The following is a 21008-nucleotide window of genomic DNA, read 5'->3' as shown; positions in this document are numbered from 1 at the left end:
ATCTCTGCCTGCCCGACCGCCTTTTCCGCAGGCAGACTCTTCGGCATGAACGACACGATCACCCTCGCCGACGACCTGGTCCTGACCCGCATCGGTTACGGCGCGATGCAGCTCTCCGGCCCGCAAGCGTTCGGCCCGCCACGGGACCGGGCCGAGGCCGTCCGGGTTCTGCGCGCCGTCGTCGAGCTGGGCATCACCCACATCGACACCAGCGACTACTACGGGCCCTACGTGACGAACGAGATCATCCGGGAGGCGCTGCATCCATACCCGGAGGAGCTCCGGATCGTCACCAAGGTCGGCTTCCGCCGCGGGCCGGACGGCAGCTGGGATCCGTCCCCGCACAACCTGCGCGAGCAGGTGCAGGACAATCTGAAGCGCCTCGGCCTGGACGCGATCCACGGGGTGAACCTGCGGGCGGCGGGGCCGGGGTCGATCGCCGAATCCTTCGAGCAGCTCGCCGAGCTGCGGCGGGAAGGCCTCGTACACCATCTGGGGTTGTCGAACGTCAATGCCGAGCAGATCGCCGAGGCGCGCCGGATCGCACCGGTCGTCTTCGTGCAGAACATGTACAACGTGGTCCTGCGCGACGACGACGCGCTGATCGACGAGCTCGCCGCCGAGGGGATCGGCTACGTGCCGTTCTTCCCGCTGGGTGGCTTCGCGCCGGTGCAGTCCGCGGTGCTCGACGAGATCGCCGCCTCGCTCGGCGCGTCGGTGCAGCAGGTGGCGCTCGCCTGGCTGCTGCGGCGCTCGCCGAACATCCTGCTCATTCCCGGTACCTCGTCGGTCGCGCACCTGCGTGACAACGTCGCCGCCGCCGACCTGGTCCTGCCCGAGGAGGCGATTGCCCGGCTCGATTCCCTCTGAGGTCGGTCCGTGCCATCCTGGCATCGACAGTGATGACTTCATGCGGGGTGGCGTCATGCGGATCAGCCGAGCTTTGATCACCCTGGTCGTCGCCGGTGCGGCGCTCACCGTGCCGGTGGCGGCGCTGGCCGACGTGCCGCCGCCGGCACGGGTCGTCTCCCGGTACGAGACGGCCGGTGGTAACACCGTCAGCCGCGACTGCGGTTACAGCGCTACCCTGCCGTCAGCGAGCGGCCAGGCGCTGTGGACGTTCTGCGACACCGCGATCAACGATCCGGCCGGCACCACGATCGGCTTCATCGGCGGCTCGACCGCGGCGGTCGGCTCCTACACCGCGGGCCAGGTGCCGAGCACCCTGAGCGAGCTGCCGACGCCGCCCGCCGCGCCGGCCGTGCCGAGCACCCGGGCACCCGCGCCGTTCCTGCCCACCCCGATCGGGCTCGTGCTGCCCGGCACGTCCACCGCCTGCGGTGCGAGCGGCACGTCGTCGTATGCAGCGTCCTGGATCTCCGGTCTGGCCCGGGGGCCGAACCGCACCATCAGCGGCCGCAACGGCTCGTCGCTGCTGTTCCTGACCTACTCGAACGTGTGCGTCTACAACAACGCGTGGACCACCCAGAGTTACGGCGTCACGTTCTACGACCCGGCGACCAACCAGCTCGTCGGCGCGGCCACCGTCTTCCCACGGCCCGCCGCCGGCGAGCTGCCCTGGCAACGACGGCTCGGCTCGCCGACGTTCGCCGCCGACGGATATCTGTACCTCTACACGTCGCTGTGCACGTCGTCGGCGTTCGGCGCGTGCGGCGACGGGACGGTCATCCTCGCGCGGACCCCGTGGTCGGCGAGCACCGGCTGGTCCACCGCCGCCAGCTATCAGTACTGGACCGGCACCACCTGGTCCACCGACCCGGCGACGGCGGTGTCCGCGCTACCGGGCGCCCGCCCGTTCGGCGTCGACGTGCGGGTCTTCCCCGGCCGGGGTTACGTCGCGATCGAGCAGACCACGATCGCCGGCCACTACCGAGTGTGGTCGGCCGCCGCGCCGACCGGCCCGTGGACAGCCGGCGCCGAGAACGTCCTGCCCGGCTGCGCCGACACCACCACGAGCTGGTGCTACGCGTTCATCGGCCATCCGGAGTTGAGCACGTCGACGTCGCTGTACATCTCGCACTACCAGCCCGACGACAAGCACGTCCGGGTCGTCGCCGTCCCCTGGTGAAGAGGATGACAGGCAAACCTCGCTGCCGGCCGAGCCCTTCCGGGCTGCAGCGAGCAGCTGGTCACGGGCTTGCCAGGCGTCGCCGCCGGTCACGGGCCGCAGCGGAGTATGCGCGGCCAGGATCAGCCCCGTCCACCGGTCCGCGGCGGCCGGCTCGCGAAGTTGCGGTGCGGTCCAGCCGAGAGTCTGTTTGAGCAGGCGGAAAATGTGTTCGATGTCGAAGCGGCGTAGGAACGCCTGCCGGCCCCGGTCGACATCCTCGGCGGTGGCCACTGCCCAGCGTCGGTCAGCCGGTCGACGAGCTGCCGGACCTGCGAGCACGTGATCGTCGTGACGTCCGCGCCGGGTGGCAGGCGGCCCGCGTCGAGCAGCGCGGTCCAGGAGGTGCGGCCGGTCTCCAGGGCGGCGACGATCTGGCTCTCTCGAACCGCCGATCTGGCGTTCGGATCGACGTCACCGTGACGCCGATCCGAACGCGTCGTGAAGGCCGGCAGGGGGTCTGAGCGCATTGACGGATGCGGCTAGTGTGCCGAGCCGTGGATGTCGCCCGCAGCTTCCTGGTGGAAGGCGATGCTCGCCAGCCCGATGCGCTCGCCGGACTGTTCCTGCACGGTTCGCTCTGCTGGGGCGAGTTCTTCGCCGGCAGCGATGTGGACTTCGTCGGTGTCTGGGCACGGCCACCCGACCATGACGCTCCCCGTCCGAGTGGATCACCGAGCTGATCCGATCGATCGGCTTGACGATCGGGCCCGGTCGCGGCAACGTCGGCCGGGTGACTGTTTCTCGCCGTACTCTCATCGCTGTGGCAACCGCTGGCGCTGCCGTCGCGTCGGCTTCTCCGGCCCGGGCGGATGGCCGCGACGTCGTCCGGCCACGTGCGCTGAGCCCCGGCGACCGGGTGCGGTTGATCGCCCCGGCCGGGGTGCCGGACACCCGGGTGGCCCGCGGCGTCGAGATCCTGCAGAGCTTCGGCCTGGTCGTGGAGGCCGGGGAGCATCTCTCCGACAAGTACGGCTACCTGGCCGGCACCGACGAGGCCCGGCTCGCGGATCTCAACGCGGCGTTCCGCGACCCGGGCGTGCGCGGCGTCTTCGCCGTTCGCGGCGGCTACGGCACCCAGCGGATCATCGACGGCCTGGACCTGGCCGCGGTCCGCCGCGACCCGCGTGTCTTCGTCGGTTTCAGCGACCTGACCGTGCTCAGCGGCCGGTTGTGGACCGCGGCCCGGCTGGTCAGTTTTTACGGCCCGATGATGAACTGGAACGACGCGCGCCTGGGCCCGGCCGAGATCGAGTCGCTGCGCCGCGCGGTGATGACGACCGATCCGATCGTGCTGACCAGCGATCCGGCCGAGCCGAGCGCCGCCGTTTCCGTCCCCGGCGTGGCGACAGGGACGTTGCTCGGCGGCAACTTGACGATGATTCAAGCCGGCGTGGGTACGGCCGATCTCCCCGACCTGCGTGGTGCCATCCTGCTCTTCGAGGACGTGGACGAAGCGCCGTACAGCTACGACCGCATGCTCACCCACCTGGTCCGCAGCGGCGCCCTGCGCGGGATCAAGGGCGTGGCCATCGGTCAGTTCACCAACGCGCCGGTCACGAGTGGTCAGTGGACGGCGGCGCAGGCGGTGCAGGACCGGCTCGGTGGTCTGGGGGTGCCGGTTCTGGGCGGTTTGCGCGTCGGGCACGGCAACGGTCAGCTGACCGTTCCGCTGGGGACGCGCGCGACGATCGACACCGCGGCCGGAACGTTGACGGTCGCGGCCGGCGTGCGGGCCGAATCGGCCTACTGACCTCAAGTCGGAAATGGCGTTTGCGCAGGTCGCGCGCGAAAATACGCCTCAGTTGATCTCCTGGCAAGACGTCGAGACCGGCCACTGTCTGAATGCCTCGCAGTACTGACTGGTCGGCTGTGACAATCGGTCGAGTCGACGTCACTCCTTGCTGTTCTCCAGTCGTACTGTTCCTCCGACCATCCTGTGTGGCTCCCCGGTCCGGAGCATGGCGAGGACAGCGCCCGCGTGCACTTTCGACGCTGCCCCGAGAGAGTGAGCGAAAATGACTGCAGGGTCGCGCGGGCAACCGTTCGGTGTCGTGACACGGGTGCTGCTCCCGGTCGTCCTGGCGATGTCGGTGACCATGCTGTTCGCCATGGTGTGGCAGTCGGCCGGCGACGAGTCGGACTTCGCCTCGCTCGAACGCGACGGTGTCACCTACATCCAGGCGCTCGGTCCGCTGGAGATCGCGCTGACCGACGCCGAGGCGGCCACGGTCAGCGGCGGCGCGGCGACGGCCGGGGAGGTGAGCCGGGCGGTCGACGCCGTGGCCCGCGTCGACGGCCAGTTGCGGGACCGGTTGGGCACGCAGGATCGGTGGGCCGGGCTGCGTGCCAAGATCGAGGCCCTGCCGGCGAGCGGGGACGCGGCGAGCGTCATCACTGCCTACGGCACGGTCCACGACCTGCTGCTGGCGCTGATGGACAAGGTCCGCAACAACTCCGAGCTGATCCGCGACCCGGCCGCCGACCTCTACTACCTCGAGGACGGCGCCGCGCAGGAGCTGCCGGAGGGCATCGCGGCTGCCTCCCGCTACACGAACCTGCTGGTCAGTGCGGCCGGTTCGGCGGCCGCGGAGCGGGCCGAGGCACTCGTCGACATCAGCTCGGCCGGCTCGGACGTGGCGAGCAACGCGCAGGACCTCTCCGACGACGTCCGGCTCGCGGTGGAGGCCACCGGTAGCCGCGGTCTCGGCAGCGCGCTGCTGAGCAAACTCGACCGGTTCAACCGCGCCGTCGACAGCCTTCGGCCGCTGATGACGCCGGTCGTCTCGGGCAAGGGCCGGATCGACCCGGAGCAGGTGACCAAGGCGCGCGGCGAGACGCAGGCCGCGGCGGCCGACCTCTCGTCGGCGCTGCTCACCCAGATCGACCTCGGGCTGCAGGACCGGCTCTCGTCGCTGACCCGGCGACGGCTGCTGGCGGCCGGGGCGTACGCGGTGGCCCTGCTGCTCGCGTTCACGCCACTGGTGCTCGCACTGCGGACGCGGCGCCGAGAACGCCAGGTGCCGGCCCCCTTCGTCGTCGAACCCAGCGGGCGGGAGTACGCCGGTGCGCTTCGATAGGTTCCGCATCAGCCGGCTGCGCATCCGCGGCAAGCTGACCCTGCTGGTGATCATCCCACTGCTGGCGATGGCCGGGCTGGTCCTGCCGGTCGTCCGTGACCTGGTCACCGCCGCGAACAAGGCGACCGCGATCGACGAGGTCGCCACGGTCGCCGAGCGGGTCGGCAACCTGCTCGCCGACATGCAGCGCGAGCGGCTGCTCTCGGTCGGCTACCTGCTCGGCGCCGTCACCGGCGACGACCTCGAACTGCAGACGGCCGCGGTCACCGACCGGGCCCGGGACGTGCAGCGGGAGCTCGGCAGTGCGCTGCCCGACGCCGTACGGGCAAAGATCGAGGAAATTTCGACCCTCGCGACGCTGCGGGAGAAGGTGCGCGCGCGGACCGCCACGACCGACGAGGTGATCGACGAGTTCGCGCCGCTGCTCGACGACATGATCGAGTCGTTCCGGCTGGTGCAGCGGGCCGACCCGGAGACCACGGCCGGGCGGCAGCTCATCGCGCTCGACGCGCTGCTGCGCATGGACGAGTCGAACACCGAGAGCACCGCGTTGCTGGCCGGCATGGCCGCCGGGGACGTGCCGGCCCACTTCGTGCGCTATCGCGAGGAGCGGGCGGAGTACGACACGTACCTCGATCGCTTCGAAGGTTTTGCCACCGCCGGCGAGCGGCAGCTCTACGACCTGGTCGCGGCCGCCTTCCAGGACCGGCTCGGCAAGGACTTCGACACGCGGTTCGAGGCCGACCCGGTCGCGACGATGGCGGCGCTGCCGGTCGCGCGGCTGTTCCCGGCGCTCCGGTCGTTCAGCGTCCTCGGCGGCTTCGTCAAGAAGAGACTGGCCGACGAGGTCGCCACGGCGGTCACCCAACAAAGACAACGACAACTTCTCATTGCGTACGTCGTGGGTGCCCTCGTCCTTCTGGTTCTCCTCGCCGTCCTGGTGCTGGTCGCGGCCGTCGCGCGTGCTGTCGCGGTCCCGCTCACACAGCTCAGCCGGGCCGCGGAACGGGTCGCGGAAGCCGGCGAGACCGAGCTGCGGCGCATCGCCGACGACGAGAGCGAAACGGTCGAACCGGTCCGGTTCGAAGTCCTCGACCTGGACTCCGAGGACGAGATCGGCGACCTGGCCCGGGTCTTCGCCCGCGTCCAGAACACCGCCTCCCAGCTGGTCGAACGTCAGGTGCTGAGCCGGCGCAACGTCGCCGAGATGTTCGGCCACATCGGGCGGCGCACCCAGAACCTGGTCGGCGGGCAGGTCGGCCTGATCGACGAACTGGAGAACGACGAGACCAGCCCGGACCGGCTGGCCAAGCTCTACCAGCTCGACCACATCGCCAACCGGTTGCGCCGCAGCGCCGACAGCCTCGTGGTGATCTCCGGCGCGGAACGGGAGGAGAGCCACCGCCTGCCGGTGCGGCTCGTCGACGTGACGCGGCTGGCGCTGGCCGAGATCGAGGAGTACACCCGGGTCGACGTGGACGTGCCGCTCGACTTGCTGCTCGCGCCCGCCCTGGTCAGCGACATGGTGCTGATCTGCGGCGAGCTGCTGGAGAACGCGACCACGTTCTCGCCGCCGCACACCCGGGTCAGCGTCACGGCCCGGGCCGTACCCGGTGGGGCCCGGCTCGTCGTCGCCGACCACGGGATCGGGATGCCGGCGGAACGGCTCGCGGAGGAGAACGCGCGGATTGCCCGGCGGGAGCGGCTCGATCTCGTACCGACGCAGGTTCTCGGTCTGTTCGTGGTGGGCCGGCTCGCGCGTCGGCACGGGCTGGAAGTCGTGCTGTCGCCGACCGCCGGGGGTGGGGTGACCGTGGAGGTGCGCATCGGCGGCGGATCGGTGCTGACCTCGGTGCCGGAGATCGCTCCGGCGGCGCCGATGCCGTCCGCACCGCGCTCACCGGCCCCGATCTTCCCGCGGGCCTCGTCGGAGCTGACGCGGATCACTCCGGAGTGGATTCCGGCGGCGGAGATCTCCTTCGAGCCTCGGCCGGATGTGCGGGCGGCGGTGTCGCGGGCCAGTCAGGCTCTGGGTGATCAGCGCACGTGGAACGGGTTCGGCGCCCCACGGCAGGTTCCGGCTCCGGCCACAGCTCCGGCTCCGGCACCGCCCTCCGGGCTGCGGCAGCGTGTTCCCGGTGCTCAATTACCACCCGTGACCGCGCCGGCCCTGGCGACCCACGTGCCCGGGATCGCCGACGCCGAGGCGGCGAAGAGTTTCGTCGAAGCCCTGGAGTTCGGCGTCCGGTCCGCGGAGACCGCCGCCGGGCCGCCGGAGACCAGCCCGCACGGGCTCAACCGGCGAGTGCCCGGCGCCAGCCTGCCCCACGGCGAGACCACCCGGCGTCCCGCCGCGCCACCGGCGGTCGTCCACGACCCGGACGCGGCCCGCCTCCTCGTCGAACAGATCGAGTTCGGCGTCACGCAGGCGCTGCACGACACCTCACCCAGCAACCGGCAGTAGAAAGGCGGCACCATGGAGATCACGGATCTCAGCGCCGAGGTGAAGACGTTCAACTGGCTGCTCGGCTCGTTCGTCACCCGGACGGCAGGCGTCCAGGAAGCGGTCGTCGTCTCCACCGACGGCCTGCTGATGGCCCGGTCGTCGAAACGGGAGGAATCCGACCCGGAACGCCTCGCCGCGGTCGTCTCCGGCATGATCAGCCTGGCCGCGGGCGCCAGCGAGTGGTACCGGCTCGGCGCGATGAACCGGATCGTGCTCGACGTCTCCGACGGCTACCTGGTCATCACCAACATCAGCCGCGGCTCGGCGCTCGGCGTCGTCGCCGGCCGCGCCGCGAACCTCGCCACCGTCGCCTACGAGATGACGCTGTTCGGCACGCGGGCCAAGGAGTCGCTGACCCCGGGCCTGATCGCGGAACTGAAGATCGCCGTCCAGAGTTGAGCGAGCCGATCGGGAGGATCCCTCCCTACCTGCGGAAACCCCCGGGCGGCGCCGCGCCGCCCGGGCGTCCGGCGGTGCCACCCGATCGTTCCTCGTCGCCCCGCCCGTTCGTGCTCACCGCCGGGCGGGTCACCGCCGCCGACCCCGACATCGACGTCGAGACCCAGGTGACGCTGCGCCGCCAGGAACCGTGGACCGGACGTCCGCCGCTCACCTCGCTCGGGCCGGAGTTGCAGGCGATGGTCGCGCTCTGCGCCGTGCCCACGTCGGTCGCCGAACTCTCCTCGCGGCTGCGCCTGCACCTCGGCGTCACCAAGATCCTGGTTGCCGACCTGCGCGCCGCCGGGTACCTCGACGTGCACGTCACCGACCCGCTGACCGCCGACACCATCCTCCGGGTCATGCAGGGACTGCGCGCGATCTCCTGAGATTGGCCCATCCGACCGGCCGTAAAATGGCCCATCCCGTCGGACGATCGCGGACTAGCGTGATCCACATGCGCATCTTTGTCGCCGGGGCGACCGGCGCGGTCGGACGGCTGCTCGTGCCCCGGCTGCTCGCCGACGGTCACCACGTCACCGGCACCACCCGCAGTGCGGCCGGGGTGCAGGCGCTCACCGCGCAGGGGGCGACCGGCATCCAGGTCGACGTCTACGACCCGGCCGCGCTGACAGCCGCGGTGCGCCAGGCTTCCCCCGACACGGTCATCCACCAGTTGACCGCGCTCGGCGACTACAACCTCGCCGACAATTCACGGATCCGGCGGGAAGGCACGCGTCACCTTGTCGACGCGGCACGATCCGCGGGCGTACGGCGGGTGATCGCCCAGTCCATCGCCTGGGCCTACGAGCCGGGCGACGCCCCCGCGGTCGAGAAGACGTCGCTCGACCTGGAGGCGACCGGTCCCCGGGGGGAGACCGTGTCCGGTGTGCAGGCCCTGGAGACGCAGGTCGCTGAGCTGCCCGACCACGTGATCCTGCGGTACGGGCTGCTCTACGGGCCCGGCACGTGGTATCGGCGCGGTGACCGCATCGACGAACTGTTCCGCACCGGCGGGTTCACCGCGACCGACGCGGTCACGTCGTTCCTGCACGTGACGGATGCGGCCCGGGCGGCGGTCGCGGCACTGGAGTGGCCGGTCGGTGTCTACAACATCGTGGACGACGAGCCGGCCGCGGGCCGTAGCTGGGCGCCGGTGTTCGCACGGGCGGTGGGCGCGCCGGCTCCGCCTCGGGGCGCCGGGCGGGCGCCGTGGGAACGTGGTGCCGACAACACGCTGGCCCGGAACGAGCTGAACTGGAAGCCGGAACATCCCAGCTGGCGGACGGGGTTCGGCACACTCGCCGGGTGAGCCGCCGGCTGGTCCCGTCCTGCGTGCCGACTACCCCCGCTGTGCTTGCGGCTCCGGCCGGCGCTTCGGCTCGCGGCGTGGTCAGGCTGTGCGTGCCGGCCACGCCCGCTGCGCTCACGGTTGTGGCCGCCGGTCACCCTCCCGGCCGGCACTCAGGGTCGGAGACCCGGCCCGGAACCAGCCACCAGCGCCGGTCGGCCCCGCCCAAGCCGACGCTCACGATCCGGGTCGGACGGCAGGCACCGAACGTCTCGTCGCCGGCGTCCGGTGAATCACTCCGGCAGCAGCATGCGCCCCTCGGCGTCCCGCTCGACCGGGACCACCCCGGTCACCGCGCCGACCGGAACCGGCCCGTAGATGTGCGGGAACTCGTCGGCGCCCGGCTCCGGCGCCTCATACTTCAGCGGTACGCCGAGCAGCTCACTGTCGATCACCAGCACCACCAGGTCTTCGTCGCCGTCGCCGTAGACGAACTCGGCGACGGTCCGCAGCTGGTGCGGTAGCGAGCAGTGGATGAAACCCTGCTGGTCGAGCGACACGCCCCGGGTCGACATGCGATACCAACCGGTGGGCCGGGCGGCTTCCCAGGTGTCCCGTTCCGTGATGTGCAGCAGTCGCGTCATCCCGGCACCCTAGCCGACCCATGATCCCCGGAGTGGCTCACCGCGCACGTCCGCCCGGACGCGCCGCCGCTCCGCCATCCGAAGGACGCAGCAACTGTGCAGGTCCGCCGCTGCTTCGCGATCACTACCGATGCCTTGGTGGAGGGCGCCGACGGCCCGTTCACCGTTCGTGAAGCAGGATGGTCTCGGCAATCTGTCGCACTCGTTCCGCGGTGATGCCGGAATGTTCTCCCGGCGCAGGGGTAAGGAGCCCTCCTGGAGGTGGGGATGGCGAGGCGGATGTGGGGACCGGCACGGTCACTGCGAGTTGCTGCGGTGGCGCGATTCGGCTGGGGGTGCGCGCTGGTGGCCGTACCGGAAAAGGTTCTGGAATGGGGCGGACGGGGAACGCCGACCGCGACGGCGGTGGCTGTCGCGCGGGTGCTCGGGGTGCGGCAGATCGTGCAGGCCGTCGTGACCTCGGCGCGGCCGTCTCCGCAGGTGGCCGGGTTGAGTGCGATGGTGGACGCGGCGCACGCGAGCACCGGCGTGTGGTTGGCGGCGACGTCGCCGCGGTGGCGCCCGATCGCCACGGCCGATGCGGCTTTCGCCTGCGGGCTGGCCGTGGTCGGCTGGCTTGCGCGGCGACGCGCGATGTAATGCAATAGCACGACCTTTCCGGCGGCTTGATCGGCTTCCGTGCATTGGTGGGCAGCGGTCACGTCGTCCAGCCCGAGAACGCGGTCGAGCCGGGGTTTCACGGTCCCGGACCCGACCGCGTCGACAATCCGCTGGACAACGTCGGCGCGGCCTTTCATGGTGTTGCTGTGAAATGCCGGCGTCAGCGGATCACTCAGCGGCTGGGCGATTCTGCAATTCGAGCCGAACGCCATGATTCTGTCCGGCACGCGGCCCACCCGCCTGGACAAACACCGCCGCAGTTTTATCGCCGCTTTCACGGCGATCGTGAAGACCACGTCCGGCCGCTACCGGAACGGTTGACCTTTCAGAGCTTCAGGCCGAACAGGGCGCAGGCATTGCCGTACGCGAAATCGGCCCTCTGCTTTTCGGTGGGAAAATGGTCGAGAAATGCGGTGACGTCCGCGTGGCTCGGGCGCTGGAAAGGGTAGTCGGTCGAGAAGATCAGCCGGTCCGGAGTGGTCACGGAAAGCGTATGTTGCAACAGCGCCGGGTTGAGCATCCCGGACGTGGTGATGTGAAAGTTGCTGCGGATGTAGTCGGAGACCCGCCGTGGCAGGCCGGCCACCCGGGACAGGCTGTCGGCGCGGTCGAGCCAGAACAGCAGCATCTCGCCCCAGTGACCGAGAATGATCTGCAGCCGCGGGTGCCGGTCGAAGGTGCCGCGCAGGATCAGGCGCAGCGCGGCGGTCGCGGCGTCGAGGTGCCAGCCCCAGCCGAACGTGGCCAGCGCCAGGTCGGTGACCGGGCTGATGCCGCGGTACGACGCGTCGCGCAGCGCGGGCGACGGCAGTTGCGGGTGCAGGAACACCGGCTGCCCGAGGCGCGCGGCGGCGGCGAAGAAGTCCTCGTAGACCGGGTCGTCGAGAAACCGCCCGCCACTGCGCCCGTAGACCATCGCGCCGACATGTCCCAGGTCAGCGGCCCGTTCGAGCTCGGCCGCGACCGCTTCCGGCGCGGACATCGGCAGCGTCGACAACGCACGGAACCGGGTGGGATGCGCGTCGATCGCTGACGCGGCCAGGTCGTTGGCGGCGCGGCTCAGCCGTACGGCGACATCGGGGTTGAGGGGTTGGGTCCCCGGCGGGGTCAGCGCGAGCACCGACAGGTCGATGCCCTGCGCGTCCATCGCCGCGATCCGACCGGCCCCCAGGTCCTGAAGCCGCTGCTGGTGGTCACCCAGGTCGTTGAAGGCGAGGCTTTCGTCCAGAGTGTCGAGGGCGGACGTCAGCTCGGGCATGATCCAGTGCTCTTCGATGGCGATGAGAGTCATGATCCAAGCATTGGCCGGGCGCGCCTTCCGCCGGCCCCGGACGTACCATCGCCCTCATGGAGGGTCCCGAAGTAGCCGATTCCATCAAACTGGAACACGATGACGTACGAATCCTTCGTGCGCTTTTGATCGATCCACGGGCCGGCTTCGCGGCGGTCGGCAGCGTGCTCGGGCTCTCCGAACTGACCGTCGCCCGCCGGTACCGGCGGATGTGCAAAACCGGGGCGATCCGGGTCGTCGGCGTCATCGACCCCGGCGCGCTCGGGCAGAGCCAGTGGCTGGTCCGGCTGCGCTGCCGGCCGGGCAGCGTCACCGCGATCGCCGACGCACTCGCGCAGCGACCAGATGTGAGCTGGGTGGCGCTGACCGGTTCGGAGGTGCTGTGCGCGGTGCGGTCGCGAACCCGGGAGCAGCGCGATGACCTGCTCGGACGTCGGCTTCCCCGGGCTGCTGCGGTCCTCGACATCCAGACGTCGGTGCAGTTGCGGCAGTTCGTGGCCGGACGGGGGCACTACTGGGCGGCGCTCGCCGGGGTGCTGACGCCCGCGGAGGAGTCGGCGCTGGGGCCCCGCCCGTTCGCCGAACGGCCGGTGGCCCGCGGGCAGGCGATGTCCCTGACCGATGCGGACGACAAGCTGATCGCGACGTTGGCCGTTGACGGGCGAGCCAGTCTGGTCGATCTCGCGGCGGCTTCCGGGCTCACACCGGGGCGGGTGTCGCGGCGGATGCAGTCGCTGCTGGCGGCCGGAGTGCTGTACTTCGATGTGGAAGTGGCCCCGGGCGCGCTGGGCTATCGGACGCGGGCCAACTTGTCGATGCGGGTGCACCCGGCGCAGCTCAAAACGGCCGGGCGGGCATTGGCGGAAATGCCGGAAGTGGCGTTCGCGGCGGCGGTGTCGGGGCCGCACAACCTGCACGCCGTTGTGCACTGCCGTGACCTGGACGAACTGTTCGAGTTCACGACCGAGCGGGTGGGAACATTGCCGGGGCTGGAGGCGCTGGAGGTCAGCCCGATCTCCCGCCAGGTGAAGCAGGTCGGCACCCGCATCGACGGGGGCCGGCTCATCTGACCCCGGTCAGGCCGGCATCGGCGGGGACAGCGGCCACGATCTGACCGCTGTCCCCGGCACGCTGCACCTATGACTCGTGACCGCTCGGGATCCAGAATCGACCACCTCAACGTCGCTGTGCCCGACCTTGCCGCCGCCGTAGCCTTCTACGAACCTGTGCTGGCCGCCATCGGGATCACGAAAATGCTGGAGATCCCACCGAACGCGACGCCCCACCAGCCGACCGCTATGACCGGGTTCGGTCTGGCGGACGTCAAACCGTACTTCTGGCTCATCGACGGGGGCACCGTCGGCACCAACATGCACCTGGCTTTCACCGTCGACACCCGCGACGAAGTAGCAGTCTTTTACCGTGCGGCGCTGGCGGCCGGCGGGGTCGCACTGCTGGAACCGGCGATTCATCCGGAGTATCACGGCGATTACTACGGCGCTTTCGTGCAGGACCCGCACGGCATCAACCTTGAAGCAGTGTGTCACCGCGCCGGAGCATGACCCTTCGCGGGCGATAAGTCAGCACCCGGCGGGCCACTGAGCCGAGCCGTGCCGCACATCCGCAGCTGCAGTAGGGCGAACCAGCGAGGGGATTGGCTTTTGGATGGGCTGGGTACAGAGCCGCCGGCGGGAAACACCGCAGACGAAACGGAGTAAGTCATGCTGGTCATGGGGCTCATCCTCTTGCTGCTGGGCATCCTGCTGAAGGTGTCGATCCTCTACACGATCGGCATTCTTCTCCTGGTGGTCGGCGCCGTGCTCTGGATTCTCGGAGCCGTCGGCCGACCGGTCGGTGGTCGAAAAGTCTGGTTCTAGTCTTACCTGCCAGTAACGCGGGAAAGGGCGTCCCACATCGAAGTGGGCGCCCATTCGCGTACCGCAGACCCGAACCGGCAAATACCGGGCTCGGCGGATAAACGACGCTCCTATTTCGCCGGACCGCGCCCGGCTGCTGGACAGCCTCAGATCGCGCGGCCGCGGTGACCATTCGTGTCGTTCATCCCGCACATGCTCTCTGTCGCTGTCCGTGCCCCGGCCGGCCTTTACGTCGAGCCGTCGTTCAGCGCTGCCGGTGATTGCTTAGCTTGTCGTTTAGTGCCTGTCTCGCTACTCCAAGATCGATTTAGAGCCGGTTCTACGCTCGCGAGATGAGCGGTGCGAAGCGCGGCGCCCGCGGCTGGTTGTCGCTGGTCCCGCAGCCGACCGGGGTCGCTGGGAACTCGGTGCAGAAGCCGTTGCGGCGGTGCCCGGTCTGCGGTAGCCGGTTGCCGACAGCGGCTCGGATGTCGATGGTGTTCTGCTCGCCGGCGTGCCGAGCTCGGCACTGGCGTACGGTCCGGCGGAGCCGAGCCCGGATCGCCGCGGCGAGGCAGAATCATCGGACTACGTGTCCACAGTGCGGGGCCGAGTGGGTTGCTGGTTTGGATCGGCCGTTGTCGGCGGTGTTCTGCTCGCCGCGGTGCCGTACGAGGGCGTGGCGGAGCAGGTCACTCACATCTGGTCGTTCGGACGAGTGACCGCTTGCGGGGGACTGCGACCTTGCTGACCTGCGGCTCAGCCTGACTGGTATCGACCGTAGTTGCTGACGGCGGGTTCTTCGCCGCGCTGCGGGCGGCTTCTTGGGCGGTGACCTGATGCCAGCCATGATCGGGAACGTGACGCAGGCCCGGTACGACGAGATCGTGACCGAGTGCCGCACGTTGATGCAGGAGCACACCCGGATCCAGTTCCGGATGGGTAAGTGGGTGTTGGATCTCTTTACCGACCGGCGGGACCCGTGAAGCCAATCTGACCTGCGGCGATTCATAAGTTACATGTCCACGACGGAGGGGTGGGGCAGCCGCTGTAGTCCGTCCGGGTGGTCCTCGGGACGAGCGGTCAGCAGATGGGAAGGATGGGCCGCACCTGGCGCTGATCGGTTACGCTGCGTGATGTTAGGCGGATTCGCCGACATCCGGATCTGCCGATGAGAGAGCGTTCGGTAGATCGAGCGCCCTGGATTTGTGTGATGTTCGAAGCCCGCACCGCATATTCAGATGCTGTCATTGGGCCTGAATGTCACACTGCCGTGGTGGAAACCTTTCGGTGTGCTGAGTGCGGGAACGCGCTGAGCGTTCCGGTCCGGTTGGTGGAACTGCCAGCGCAACCGCACTCGTCGCTTCTTGACTGCCACCATGTCAATCCACCACTTCTCAGCCCCGGCACCTACGCGATCGACGAGACGGCGTATGGGTGCGATCAGGTGGTCGACACTTTCGTGCTATCGCCCGGCGATGTTCGTGGCACCCGCATCGTCCACGACCTTGTTCTCGTTGGTTGCTGGTCCCTCGCCGGCGGAAACCTGTGTGTAGCCTGCGAGAGTTGCGGCGTCTTGGTCGCTTCTCGGACGGACGATTGCCAGGTGGCTCAGGAAACGCGCTTCTACCCCTCCGTAGTCGTCCGGGAAGTCAACGACGATGATGTCGATTACACCGCAGACCCGTTCGCACTGATCGCTGACTGGGACAACGCCCCGCCCGACACCAGACGGCACGGCTGGCTACCGAAACAAACGCGTCCACGACCCGAACTCACCGCGACCCGCTGGGGCGGCCGAGGCGTAAGGGAAGATCTCTATCGAGACGATCCACCAGCTTGACGGGAGCACTGTCGTGCCGAGTTGAGTGTATCCGATCGCGCTCATTCCCAGCAGGCTTTACTGACCGTATCAGCTGCTTCGATCAATGCGGTAGAGGTTGCTCTGCTCGGTCGAATCTCGGCCGGTTAATGGGTTAAGATTGAACTCCCTTTCGGTTTGCGGAAGCGCTATTTCGACCAACTTGCCCTCATGGATCATCCAGAGGCCGAAGCAATCGTCTCCCTCGTCATGGATGAGAACCTGCACTGTCTCCGGGCGTGGCCAGGGTAGAGACTCAAGGTGACCTAGCAGGTCGGCCCAATGGTGCCGATGAGTGAACTCAATAGCCCAGCCGCGGCCGAAGGAACCCGGCCACTGGCTTTGAATGGGTACAAAAATGCTGTTCCATGGACGTGTGCCGTCGTTCTCCCGAGTCAACGGTGCCATGACTTCGTGGGCGTCGTCAGCTAGAACAACGACCTCTGCGAACCTACTCACCAGTTAATTTGATCTTGCGAACACTGGTAGGGCAAGTAGCTTTCTGGACCAATGCTCATCTGCCGGGATCCGGGCGCTTGCCACCTCTTCCGATTAACCCTGCGTAAGTAGCTGAGCGACATTACGTAGCTGGCGCTGGGTCGGTGAGGCGTGCCTCCAGGTCGGCGATGCGCCGGTCCTGGAAGCGGACGTTAGAACGAGCCGCCTTGAGCCGCTCGTCGAGAACCCGGTTGTCGGCCGTCATCTGGCGGACCCGCTGCCTGAGCGTGGTGTTCTCGGTGGTGATCCGCTGGATGCTCTCTTCAGCCCACTCGGCCTCCAAGCTGCGGATCTGGCCAAGAAGCTCACCGATCCGAGTCCGCTGGGCGAGGATCTCGGCGTGGGCGGTCTTGAGGGCGTCCTCGGCATTGAGCTCGCGTTCGCGCCAGGTTGCCTCGTGTTCGGCGTCCTGACCGTCGAGGATCTGGTTCTGTCGTTCGCCGGTGTCAGCCATAGCGGCAGAGACTGCGGCCCTGGCCTGCGGGTTGGTGTAGAGGAAGGTCCGGGAGACGTTCGCCCGGCAGGCGACGGCGGCGACGCTGATCGGCGCCCTCTCGTGGCGAAGCCGGGCGACGGCGTCGTGGACACGTCCGACGGCGGCCTCGGCGCTGCGGCTCCGGGCTGCCAAGGCTGCGGCCGTTCGGGGGTCGGGAACGGTGACGTTGTTCATGCGCAGGCTTCCTCTTGGTTGTTGGCGCTGTTCTCGTCGTGCGTGGTCGTCTCCTCGGCGGCCACCGTGTCGGCGAGGTCTGCGGCTCGGAAAGCGGTGGACCACATGCGGTGGAAGTAGTCCTGCGGCCTGCGTAGATCGAGTGCGAGAGCGTCTTGTAGCAGGCCGAGGCCGGCCAGGGCCTTCTCCAGACCGTCGATGGCGCGGGCGGTGGGCTCGAAGACCTGGTGCAGGTAGTCAGCGGTGGCGTCGTCCGGGGCGCGTTCCGCGATCGACATCCACTGCTCGCGTTTGCGGCGCCAGTAGAGCAGGTCGGCACCGGAGAGCACGAACTTGTCGCAGGTGTGGCAGTTCAGGTTCCAGGGACAGGATCCGCCGTTGACGACCGGCTGGAAGGTGCAGAGGCCGCCTTCGGCCGGCGTGCTGTGGCGGGTGAGGTCCAGTGCGAGGGCCTCGGCCTGGTGCCGGTCGAGCGGGGTGGTGCCGGCGGACAACACCTCGCCGGGACGGGCGCTCCCGGGGCCGGAGACCCAGACGTGCTGCAGCACGTCCTCGATCTCCGAGACGGCGACCTTCGCGTAGTGCTCGGTCATCCGATTCGAGACGTGCCCGAGGAACCGCTTGATGTGATGCAAACCGGCGCCGTTGGCCAGCAGCTTGGTCGCCAGAGTGTGCCGGGCTTGATGGGTGACACAGGAGCCCAGGTTGAGTTCGGACACCCAGTCGTGGAACGCGGATCCGTACCAGCCGTAGCTGACCGAACGCGCGAAGCCGGGGTTGTGTTTCGGGGCGGGGAACAGGGCCATCCGTGCCCGCTCCGCCGGAGTAGCGGGATGACCGAATCGGCCCTCGAAACGCGCCAAGGTCAAGCGCTGGCGTTCGCGGATGCGCTGGTAGGTGTACTCGGGGATGCGGATGGCCTGGTCGTAGCTGCCGACCTTGGTCTGGTCGTGCCAGAGCATGGGCAGGTTGCTGTAGCGGCCGACGCAGTCCAGCCTCAGCTTGATCACCTCGCTGGCCCGGCGGCCGGTCACGATGATGATCTCCCAGATGTCACGCACGCCCCGGTCACCGGGATCGTGCACGTCGGCGAGACGTCGGAGGTTCTCCTCGGCGGCCAGGGCCTGTGCGACGTCGTCAGTGAAGGGACTGCGGGTCCGGTGGGTGCCGGTACCCATCGATGGGAAGGCGACCACGAAGTCACGGGTAAGGCCGGCGCGGTCGGCAGCTCCGGTTTCCAGCGCCCACCGCATCATCTTGCGGGCGTGGCTGAAGATGAAGTGCAGCGTGGTCGCGGTGACGGTACTGGGTTTTCCCGTCCTCAACCGCACGACCAGCGACGGCAGGTGGTTGCGGGCCCGGTGGCGCTGATCGGCTAGAAATCGGTGAACATGCTCGGCCTGCAGGAGCGCCGGGGCATGCCCGCCTTGCTCGCAAGCGGCTTCCAGAAAGGCGCTCAGCTCGAGGCAGGCGCGCCGCGTGTCGTCGTAAGACGCCCTGGTGCGCGCGCTGCCCGGCGTGCGCAACTGGTGGGTGAGGTAGTCCCATAGCAGGTCGCGCAGCCATCGCTGCGTCACGCCGGTCAGGTCGTAGTGGCTGGAGAAGCCGCGAATACTCGTGCCGAAGTGATCGAGTTCGACATAGCCGGCCTCCCGGGTCTCCGCCGGCGTCACGTAGACCACCCGCAGGGACTGCAACATCGCCTTGGCCAACCCCTGCGAACGGCGAGGCAGGCCGCCCAGGTCGAGGTCGGTCAGCGTGCCGAGTATCCGGCAGGAGTCCACCAAGCTCTGCACTGCGATCGGTGTCCACCGGGACCGGACGTTGCTCTGCAGGCGGGCGAACAGCACCCACTGGAACTCCGCCCGCAGCAGCGGGCGCAGGCCGAGCAGGTTGATCTCACCGATCCGTAGGACCGGCTCCACCCGGGCGCACCAGGCGTGGAATGCCCGCCGATCGGCGTAGCGGACGGTGACGGACGACGGGTCGCGTTCGTAGGCATGGACCCAGTACCTCGACGGATCGAGCTCAGCCCCGCCCGGCCGGCCCTCACGCGTGTAGCGCTGGTCGTGATTGGGACACAGGCCAAGCGGCGAAAGCGCCCCGTCGCGGCAGGAGGCCGCCTGGCAGACGCCGAACCCGTTGTAAGGACGCTCCTCGCTCATCCAGGCGTCGAGATCGAACTCGACACCCCGAGCGCGTGCGTGCGCGCTCGCGTGGCGCCACCGGTTGTCATGCCGGGGACAGAACCGGTGCTTGTGACCCAGCGCCATGCGCTCGCAGGCGGTGACTCGGCAGGGACCGGGACGGGCAGCCGTGGTCAGCTTCAGCGGCACTGCAATGCGGAAGAACTCGGCGCGGTCCGCTTCGTCGCCTCCCTGCTCGTTCCACTGCTGGCGGTGGGTGTCACAGAGGTCGCTGGTGCCGTGCGCGGACCGCTCGCATTGCGGGACCCGGCACCCCCAGCCGAACACCGGGTGCTCGGGCGGCACCTCGATGATGTCGGCTCGCAGCAGCGGATCGAAGCCGGGGCCGTTGATCAGAGCGGTCAGGATCTCTAACCGGTCGCGCGAGTCACGCTGATCCGTCGTCCAGGGAAGCAGCCGCAGGGCTTCGCTTCCGCGTGTCACGCCTGCTCACCCCAGACCTTGCGCAGCGCGGCGTCGAAGGCCGGGTCATGGATGTCGACGTGGCCGTAGATCTCATCAGGTGTGCTGGTGGAGGCCCAACCGCCCGCGTCCCGGGTGATCAGCAGGTTACCGCCGGAGGCGTCCAGGACCGCGGAGGCGAACTCGTGCCGGAACGCAAGCGGGTTCACCCTGCCCAGCCCGGTGCGGGCCGCGGCCCGCATCAGCATCCGGCGGGCGCCGACCGTCGCCCACGGCTGGCCCCATTGCCGGCCGCGGAGCTGAACCAGAAGCATGCCGTGCCGCACGTGCTTGGGGTATTCGCTGGTGATGTAGTCGAAGTAGGTGTGGATCATGTTCGGGCTGACCCGTTTGATCAGCCCGCCGGTGACCACTCCGTTCTTCACCGTCCAGGGGTACTTGGTCTTCGCCCGCGCCCGGTTCGGATTCGTCTCGCGATGGCAGATGTGCACGTGCGGGGCCCGGCAGTCGCCGCACGACGCCCTCTCCCGCAAGTGCAGGTCCACGAGATGCAGGCCGCACATCTCGCCGATGCGAAAGCCGCCGTCGATCAGCCACCTCAGCAACATGCGGTCCCGGGCGGCGTGAACCTCCGCAAGCAGCCGTTCCTTCGCGCCCTCTGGAAGCATCTTCGGATGGCGACGCCGCACTCGGGTCGGGGCGAGCGGGTTCGCCGGCAGAGCGCCGGTGACGTGCCCGAGCAAGGCGCGGTCACGATCGGCGCGGGTTGGAAGCCGCGAGATGTTCAAGGCCGAGCCCAACTCCGCGTTGATGCCCAGCGATGCCAGCAGCAGGTAGAAGCCTTTCAGGCAAGCCGCTGCCGTGGACAACGCCGCTTTCCCGTACGGGCGTTTACCCAGGCGCCATGGTTGGCCGAGCGGCAGCCGGACTTCCGCTCCGACCAGGCCCATGTACCGTTCCAGATCCCGCAACGCCACGGCGCCGAAGCCGAGGCACTCACGCTCCAACCAGCGCAGATGATCCACCAGCAGATACGCATAGGTCCGCTGCGTACCGGAGCCCTCATGCTCGCGCAGGAACCGGTCCGCTTCCTTATGAACGGTGCCCTCGGGCCACACGATCGTCCACGACCGCCGTCCATCCTTCCGATCGATCTGCTGAACCCTCAGGTCCCCGATGACCAGCTGCCGTACCACTCGTCCTCCGTACCGACCTTCAGGACATGAACGACGTCCTTGACTCGGTCGGTAAACGAGCCCGTGACGTCCACGTCACAGGCCCAGACGAACATCACGGGCAGCACTATCTGCGGTCGGTAAAGAGATCGAGCCGATGCGCCCGTATGGCGGTGCGCATCCGGCGCTGAGCGAGGAGCTGGTGGCCGTCTCGCAGGCGCTGGCCATGTTCGCCGAGGACATCGGAGCCGCCGCGACCACGGTGAAGAAGTGGCGGTGGGTGGCCTCGCGCTGACCCCGG

The 21008-nt window shown here is 68.9% G+C and carries 21 protein-coding genes and 2 pseudogenes; 16 read left to right on the top strand and 7 right to left on the bottom strand.

The window, feature by feature from the left end; translation table 11 throughout:
* Nucleotides 1-45 precede the first annotated feature (45 nt).
* Both ACH442_RS27135 and ACH442_RS27130 read left to right on the top strand, forming a co-directional pair.
* A complete protein-coding gene (locus tag ACH442_RS27135) occupies nt 46-870 on the top strand; it encodes an oxidoreductase (protein ID WP_396340923.1) in 825 nt (274 codons plus the stop codon).
* 55 nt (nt 871-925) lie between these two features.
* Nucleotides 926-2089 (top strand): hypothetical protein, encoded by a 1164-nt coding sequence (locus tag ACH442_RS27130; RefSeq protein WP_396340922.1) that lies wholly within the window; start codon nt 926-928, stop codon nt 2087-2089.
* Between the two features lie 96 nt (nt 2090-2185).
* Here the strand turns inward: ACH442_RS27130 and ACH442_RS27125 are convergent.
* Nucleotides 2186-2356 (bottom strand): annotated as a pseudogene (locus ACH442_RS27125) (transposase); the annotation flags it as partial.
* A 269-nt stretch (nt 2357-2625) separates the two neighbouring features.
* Here ACH442_RS27125 and ACH442_RS27120 point away from each other — a divergent pair.
* The 7 genes from ACH442_RS27120 (at nt 2626) to ACH442_RS27090 (ending at nt 9464) form a co-directional block, all read left to right on the top strand.
* Nucleotides 2626-2811: a hypothetical protein gene (locus ACH442_RS27120; protein WP_396340921.1), complete on the top strand. Its 186-nt coding sequence runs from the start codon at nt 2626-2628 to the stop codon at nt 2809-2811.
* Between the two features lie 80 nt (nt 2812-2891).
* Nucleotides 2892-3881 (top strand): LD-carboxypeptidase, encoded by a 990-nt coding sequence (locus ACH442_RS27115; protein ID WP_396340920.1) that lies wholly within the window; start codon nt 2892-2894, stop codon nt 3879-3881.
* A 301-nt stretch (nt 3882-4182) separates the two neighbouring features.
* Nucleotides 4183-5208, top strand: a complete 1026-nt coding sequence (locus tag ACH442_RS27110) for a hypothetical protein (protein ID WP_396340919.1) — start codon at nt 4183-4185, stop codon at nt 5206-5208.
* Nucleotides 5195-7672 carry a nitrate- and nitrite sensing domain-containing protein gene (locus ACH442_RS27105; protein ID WP_396340918.1) on the top strand — a complete coding sequence of 826 codons (2478 nt, stop codon included), beginning with the start codon at nt 5195-5197 and terminating at the stop codon, nt 7670-7672. Before ACH442_RS27110 ends, ACH442_RS27105 begins: the two co-directional genes overlap by 14 nt.
* A gap of 12 nt (nt 7673-7684) precedes the next feature.
* A complete protein-coding gene (locus ACH442_RS27100) occupies nt 7685-8113 on the top strand; it encodes a roadblock/LC7 domain-containing protein (protein ID WP_396340917.1) in 429 nt (142 codons plus the stop codon).
* Between the two features lie 74 nt (nt 8114-8187).
* Nucleotides 8188-8541 carry a DUF742 domain-containing protein gene (locus tag ACH442_RS27095; RefSeq protein ID WP_396340916.1) on the top strand — a complete coding sequence of 118 codons (354 nt, stop codon included), beginning with the start codon at nt 8188-8190 and terminating at the stop codon, nt 8539-8541.
* Between the two features lie 68 nt (nt 8542-8609).
* Nucleotides 8610-9464: an NAD-dependent epimerase/dehydratase family protein gene (locus ACH442_RS27090; protein WP_396340915.1), complete on the top strand. Its 855-nt coding sequence runs from the start codon at nt 8610-8612 to the stop codon at nt 9462-9464.
* Nucleotides 9465-9736: 272 nt separating this feature from the next.
* Here the strand turns inward: ACH442_RS27090 and ACH442_RS27085 are convergent, their stop codons facing one another.
* Nucleotides 9737-10087 (bottom strand): DUF952 domain-containing protein, encoded by a 351-nt coding sequence (locus ACH442_RS27085; protein WP_396340914.1) that lies wholly within the window; start codon nt 10085-10087, stop codon nt 9737-9739.
* Between the two features lie 345 nt (nt 10088-10432).
* On the opposite strand from ACH442_RS27085, the gene ACH442_RS27080 reads away from it, so the two are divergent.
* Complete coding sequence (locus ACH442_RS27080) at nt 10433-10726, top strand: hypothetical protein (RefSeq protein WP_396341029.1); 294 nt, start codon at nt 10433-10435, stop codon at nt 10724-10726.
* Nucleotides 10727-10743: 17 nt separating this feature from the next.
* On the opposite strand, the pseudogene ACH442_RS27075 reads toward ACH442_RS27080, so the two are convergent.
* Nucleotides 10744-11043: pseudogene (locus ACH442_RS27075) on the bottom strand (zinc-binding dehydrogenase); the annotation flags it as partial.
* A 29-nt stretch (nt 11044-11072) separates the two neighbouring features.
* Nucleotides 11073-12038 (bottom strand): amidohydrolase family protein, encoded by a 966-nt coding sequence (locus ACH442_RS27070; protein WP_396340913.1) that lies wholly within the window; start codon nt 12036-12038, stop codon nt 11073-11075.
* 56 nt (nt 12039-12094) lie between these two features.
* Here ACH442_RS27070 and ACH442_RS27065 point away from each other — a divergent pair, with 56 nt between their 5' ends.
* The 5 genes from ACH442_RS27065 to ACH442_RS27045 all read left to right on the top strand — a co-directional run bounded on the left by ACH442_RS27065 (nt 12095) and on the right by ACH442_RS27045 (nt 15737).
* Nucleotides 12095-13108 (top strand): Lrp/AsnC family transcriptional regulator, encoded by a 1014-nt coding sequence (locus ACH442_RS27065; RefSeq protein WP_396340912.1) that lies wholly within the window; start codon nt 12095-12097, stop codon nt 13106-13108.
* Nucleotides 13109-13177: 69 nt separating this feature from the next.
* Nucleotides 13178-13600, top strand: coding sequence for a VOC family protein (locus ACH442_RS27060; protein WP_396340911.1), 423 nt, complete (start codon nt 13178-13180; stop codon nt 13598-13600).
* Nucleotides 13601-13759: 159 nt separating this feature from the next.
* Nucleotides 13760-13915 (top strand): hypothetical protein, encoded by a 156-nt coding sequence (locus ACH442_RS27055; protein ID WP_396340910.1) that lies wholly within the window; start codon nt 13760-13762, stop codon nt 13913-13915.
* 818 nt (nt 13916-14733) lie between these two features.
* Nucleotides 14734-14880 carry a hypothetical protein gene (locus ACH442_RS27050; protein WP_396340909.1) on the top strand — a complete coding sequence of 49 codons (147 nt, stop codon included), beginning with the start codon at nt 14734-14736 and terminating at the stop codon, nt 14878-14880.
* A gap of 227 nt (nt 14881-15107) precedes the next feature.
* Nucleotides 15108-15737 (top strand): hypothetical protein, encoded by a 630-nt coding sequence (locus ACH442_RS27045; RefSeq protein WP_396340908.1) that lies wholly within the window; start codon nt 15108-15110, stop codon nt 15735-15737.
* A 598-nt stretch (nt 15738-16335) separates the two neighbouring features.
* Here the strand turns inward: ACH442_RS27045 and ACH442_RS27040 are convergent.
* The 3 genes from ACH442_RS27040 to ACH442_RS27030 are packed head-to-tail and all read right to left on the bottom strand — an operon-like array spanning nt 16336 to nt 20728.
* Nucleotides 16336-16923, bottom strand: coding sequence for a DUF6262 family protein (locus tag ACH442_RS27040; RefSeq protein ID WP_396340907.1), 588 nt, complete (start codon nt 16921-16923; stop codon nt 16336-16338).
* Nucleotides 16920-19553: a tyrosine-type recombinase/integrase gene (locus ACH442_RS27035; protein WP_396340906.1), complete on the bottom strand. Its 2634-nt coding sequence runs from the start codon at nt 19551-19553 to the stop codon at nt 16920-16922. The genes ACH442_RS27040 and ACH442_RS27035 overlap by 4 nt, the downstream gene beginning before the upstream one ends.
* The gene (locus tag ACH442_RS27030; RefSeq protein WP_396340905.1) at nt 19550-20728 is read right to left on the bottom strand and encodes a tyrosine-type recombinase/integrase; all 1179 of its coding nucleotides are present in this window, start codon (nt 20726-20728) and stop codon (nt 19550-19552) included. Before ACH442_RS27030 ends, ACH442_RS27035 begins: the two co-directional genes overlap by 4 nt.
* Nucleotides 20729-20864: 136 nt before the next feature.
* On the opposite strand from ACH442_RS27030, the gene ACH442_RS27025 reads away from it, so the two are divergent.
* Nucleotides 20865-21002 carry a hypothetical protein gene (locus ACH442_RS27025; RefSeq protein WP_396340904.1) on the top strand — a complete coding sequence of 46 codons (138 nt, stop codon included), beginning with the start codon at nt 20865-20867 and terminating at the stop codon, nt 21000-21002.
* Nucleotides 21003-21008: the final 6 nt, after the last annotated feature.

The sequence above is a fragment of the Actinoplanes sp. NPDC020271 genome, assembly GCF_044388125.1.
Taxonomy (GTDB): domain Bacteria; phylum Actinomycetota; class Actinomycetes; order Mycobacteriales; family Micromonosporaceae; genus Actinoplanes.
The sequence above is the reverse complement of the archived record's forward strand: the minus strand, read 5'-3'. Positions and strand labels throughout refer to the sequence as shown.

Excerpts from the sequence above, each read along its gene's own strand:
- ACH442_RS27060 (WP_396340911.1), top strand. The coding sequence starts at position 13,178 with ATGACTCGTGACCGCTCGGGATCCAGAATCGACCACCTCAACGTCGCT.
- ACH442_RS27100 (WP_396340917.1), top strand. The coding sequence starts at position 7,685 with ATGGAGATCACGGATCTCAGCGCCGAGGTGAAGACGTTCAACTGGCTG.
- ACH442_RS27065 (WP_396340912.1), top strand. The coding sequence starts at position 12,095 with ATGGAGGGTCCCGAAGTAGCCGATTCCATCAAACTGGAACACGATGAC.
- ACH442_RS27040 (WP_396340907.1), bottom strand. The coding sequence starts at position 16,923 with ATGAACAACGTCACCGTTCCCGACCCCCGAACGGCCGCAGCCTTGGCA.
- ACH442_RS27130 (WP_396340922.1), top strand. The coding sequence starts at position 926 with ATGCGGATCAGCCGAGCTTTGATCACCCTGGTCGTCGCCGGTGCGGCG.
- ACH442_RS27045 (WP_396340908.1), top strand. The coding sequence starts at position 15,108 with ATGTTCGAAGCCCGCACCGCATATTCAGATGCTGTCATTGGGCCTGAA.
- ACH442_RS27135 (WP_396340923.1), top strand. The coding sequence starts at position 46 with ATGAACGACACGATCACCCTCGCCGACGACCTGGTCCTGACCCGCATC.
- ACH442_RS27090 (WP_396340915.1), top strand. The coding sequence starts at position 8,610 with ATGCGCATCTTTGTCGCCGGGGCGACCGGCGCGGTCGGACGGCTGCTC.
- ACH442_RS27055 (WP_396340910.1), top strand. The coding sequence starts at position 13,760 with ATGCTGGTCATGGGGCTCATCCTCTTGCTGCTGGGCATCCTGCTGAAG.
- ACH442_RS27070 (WP_396340913.1), bottom strand. The coding sequence starts at position 12,038 with ATGACTCTCATCGCCATCGAAGAGCACTGGATCATGCCCGAGCTGACG.
- ACH442_RS27050 (WP_396340909.1), top strand. The coding sequence starts at position 14,734 with ATGCCAGCCATGATCGGGAACGTGACGCAGGCCCGGTACGACGAGATC.
- ACH442_RS27025 (WP_396340904.1), top strand. The coding sequence starts at position 20,865 with ATGCGCCCGTATGGCGGTGCGCATCCGGCGCTGAGCGAGGAGCTGGTG.
- ACH442_RS27085 (WP_396340914.1), bottom strand. The coding sequence starts at position 10,087 with ATGACGCGACTGCTGCACATCACGGAACGGGACACCTGGGAAGCCGCC.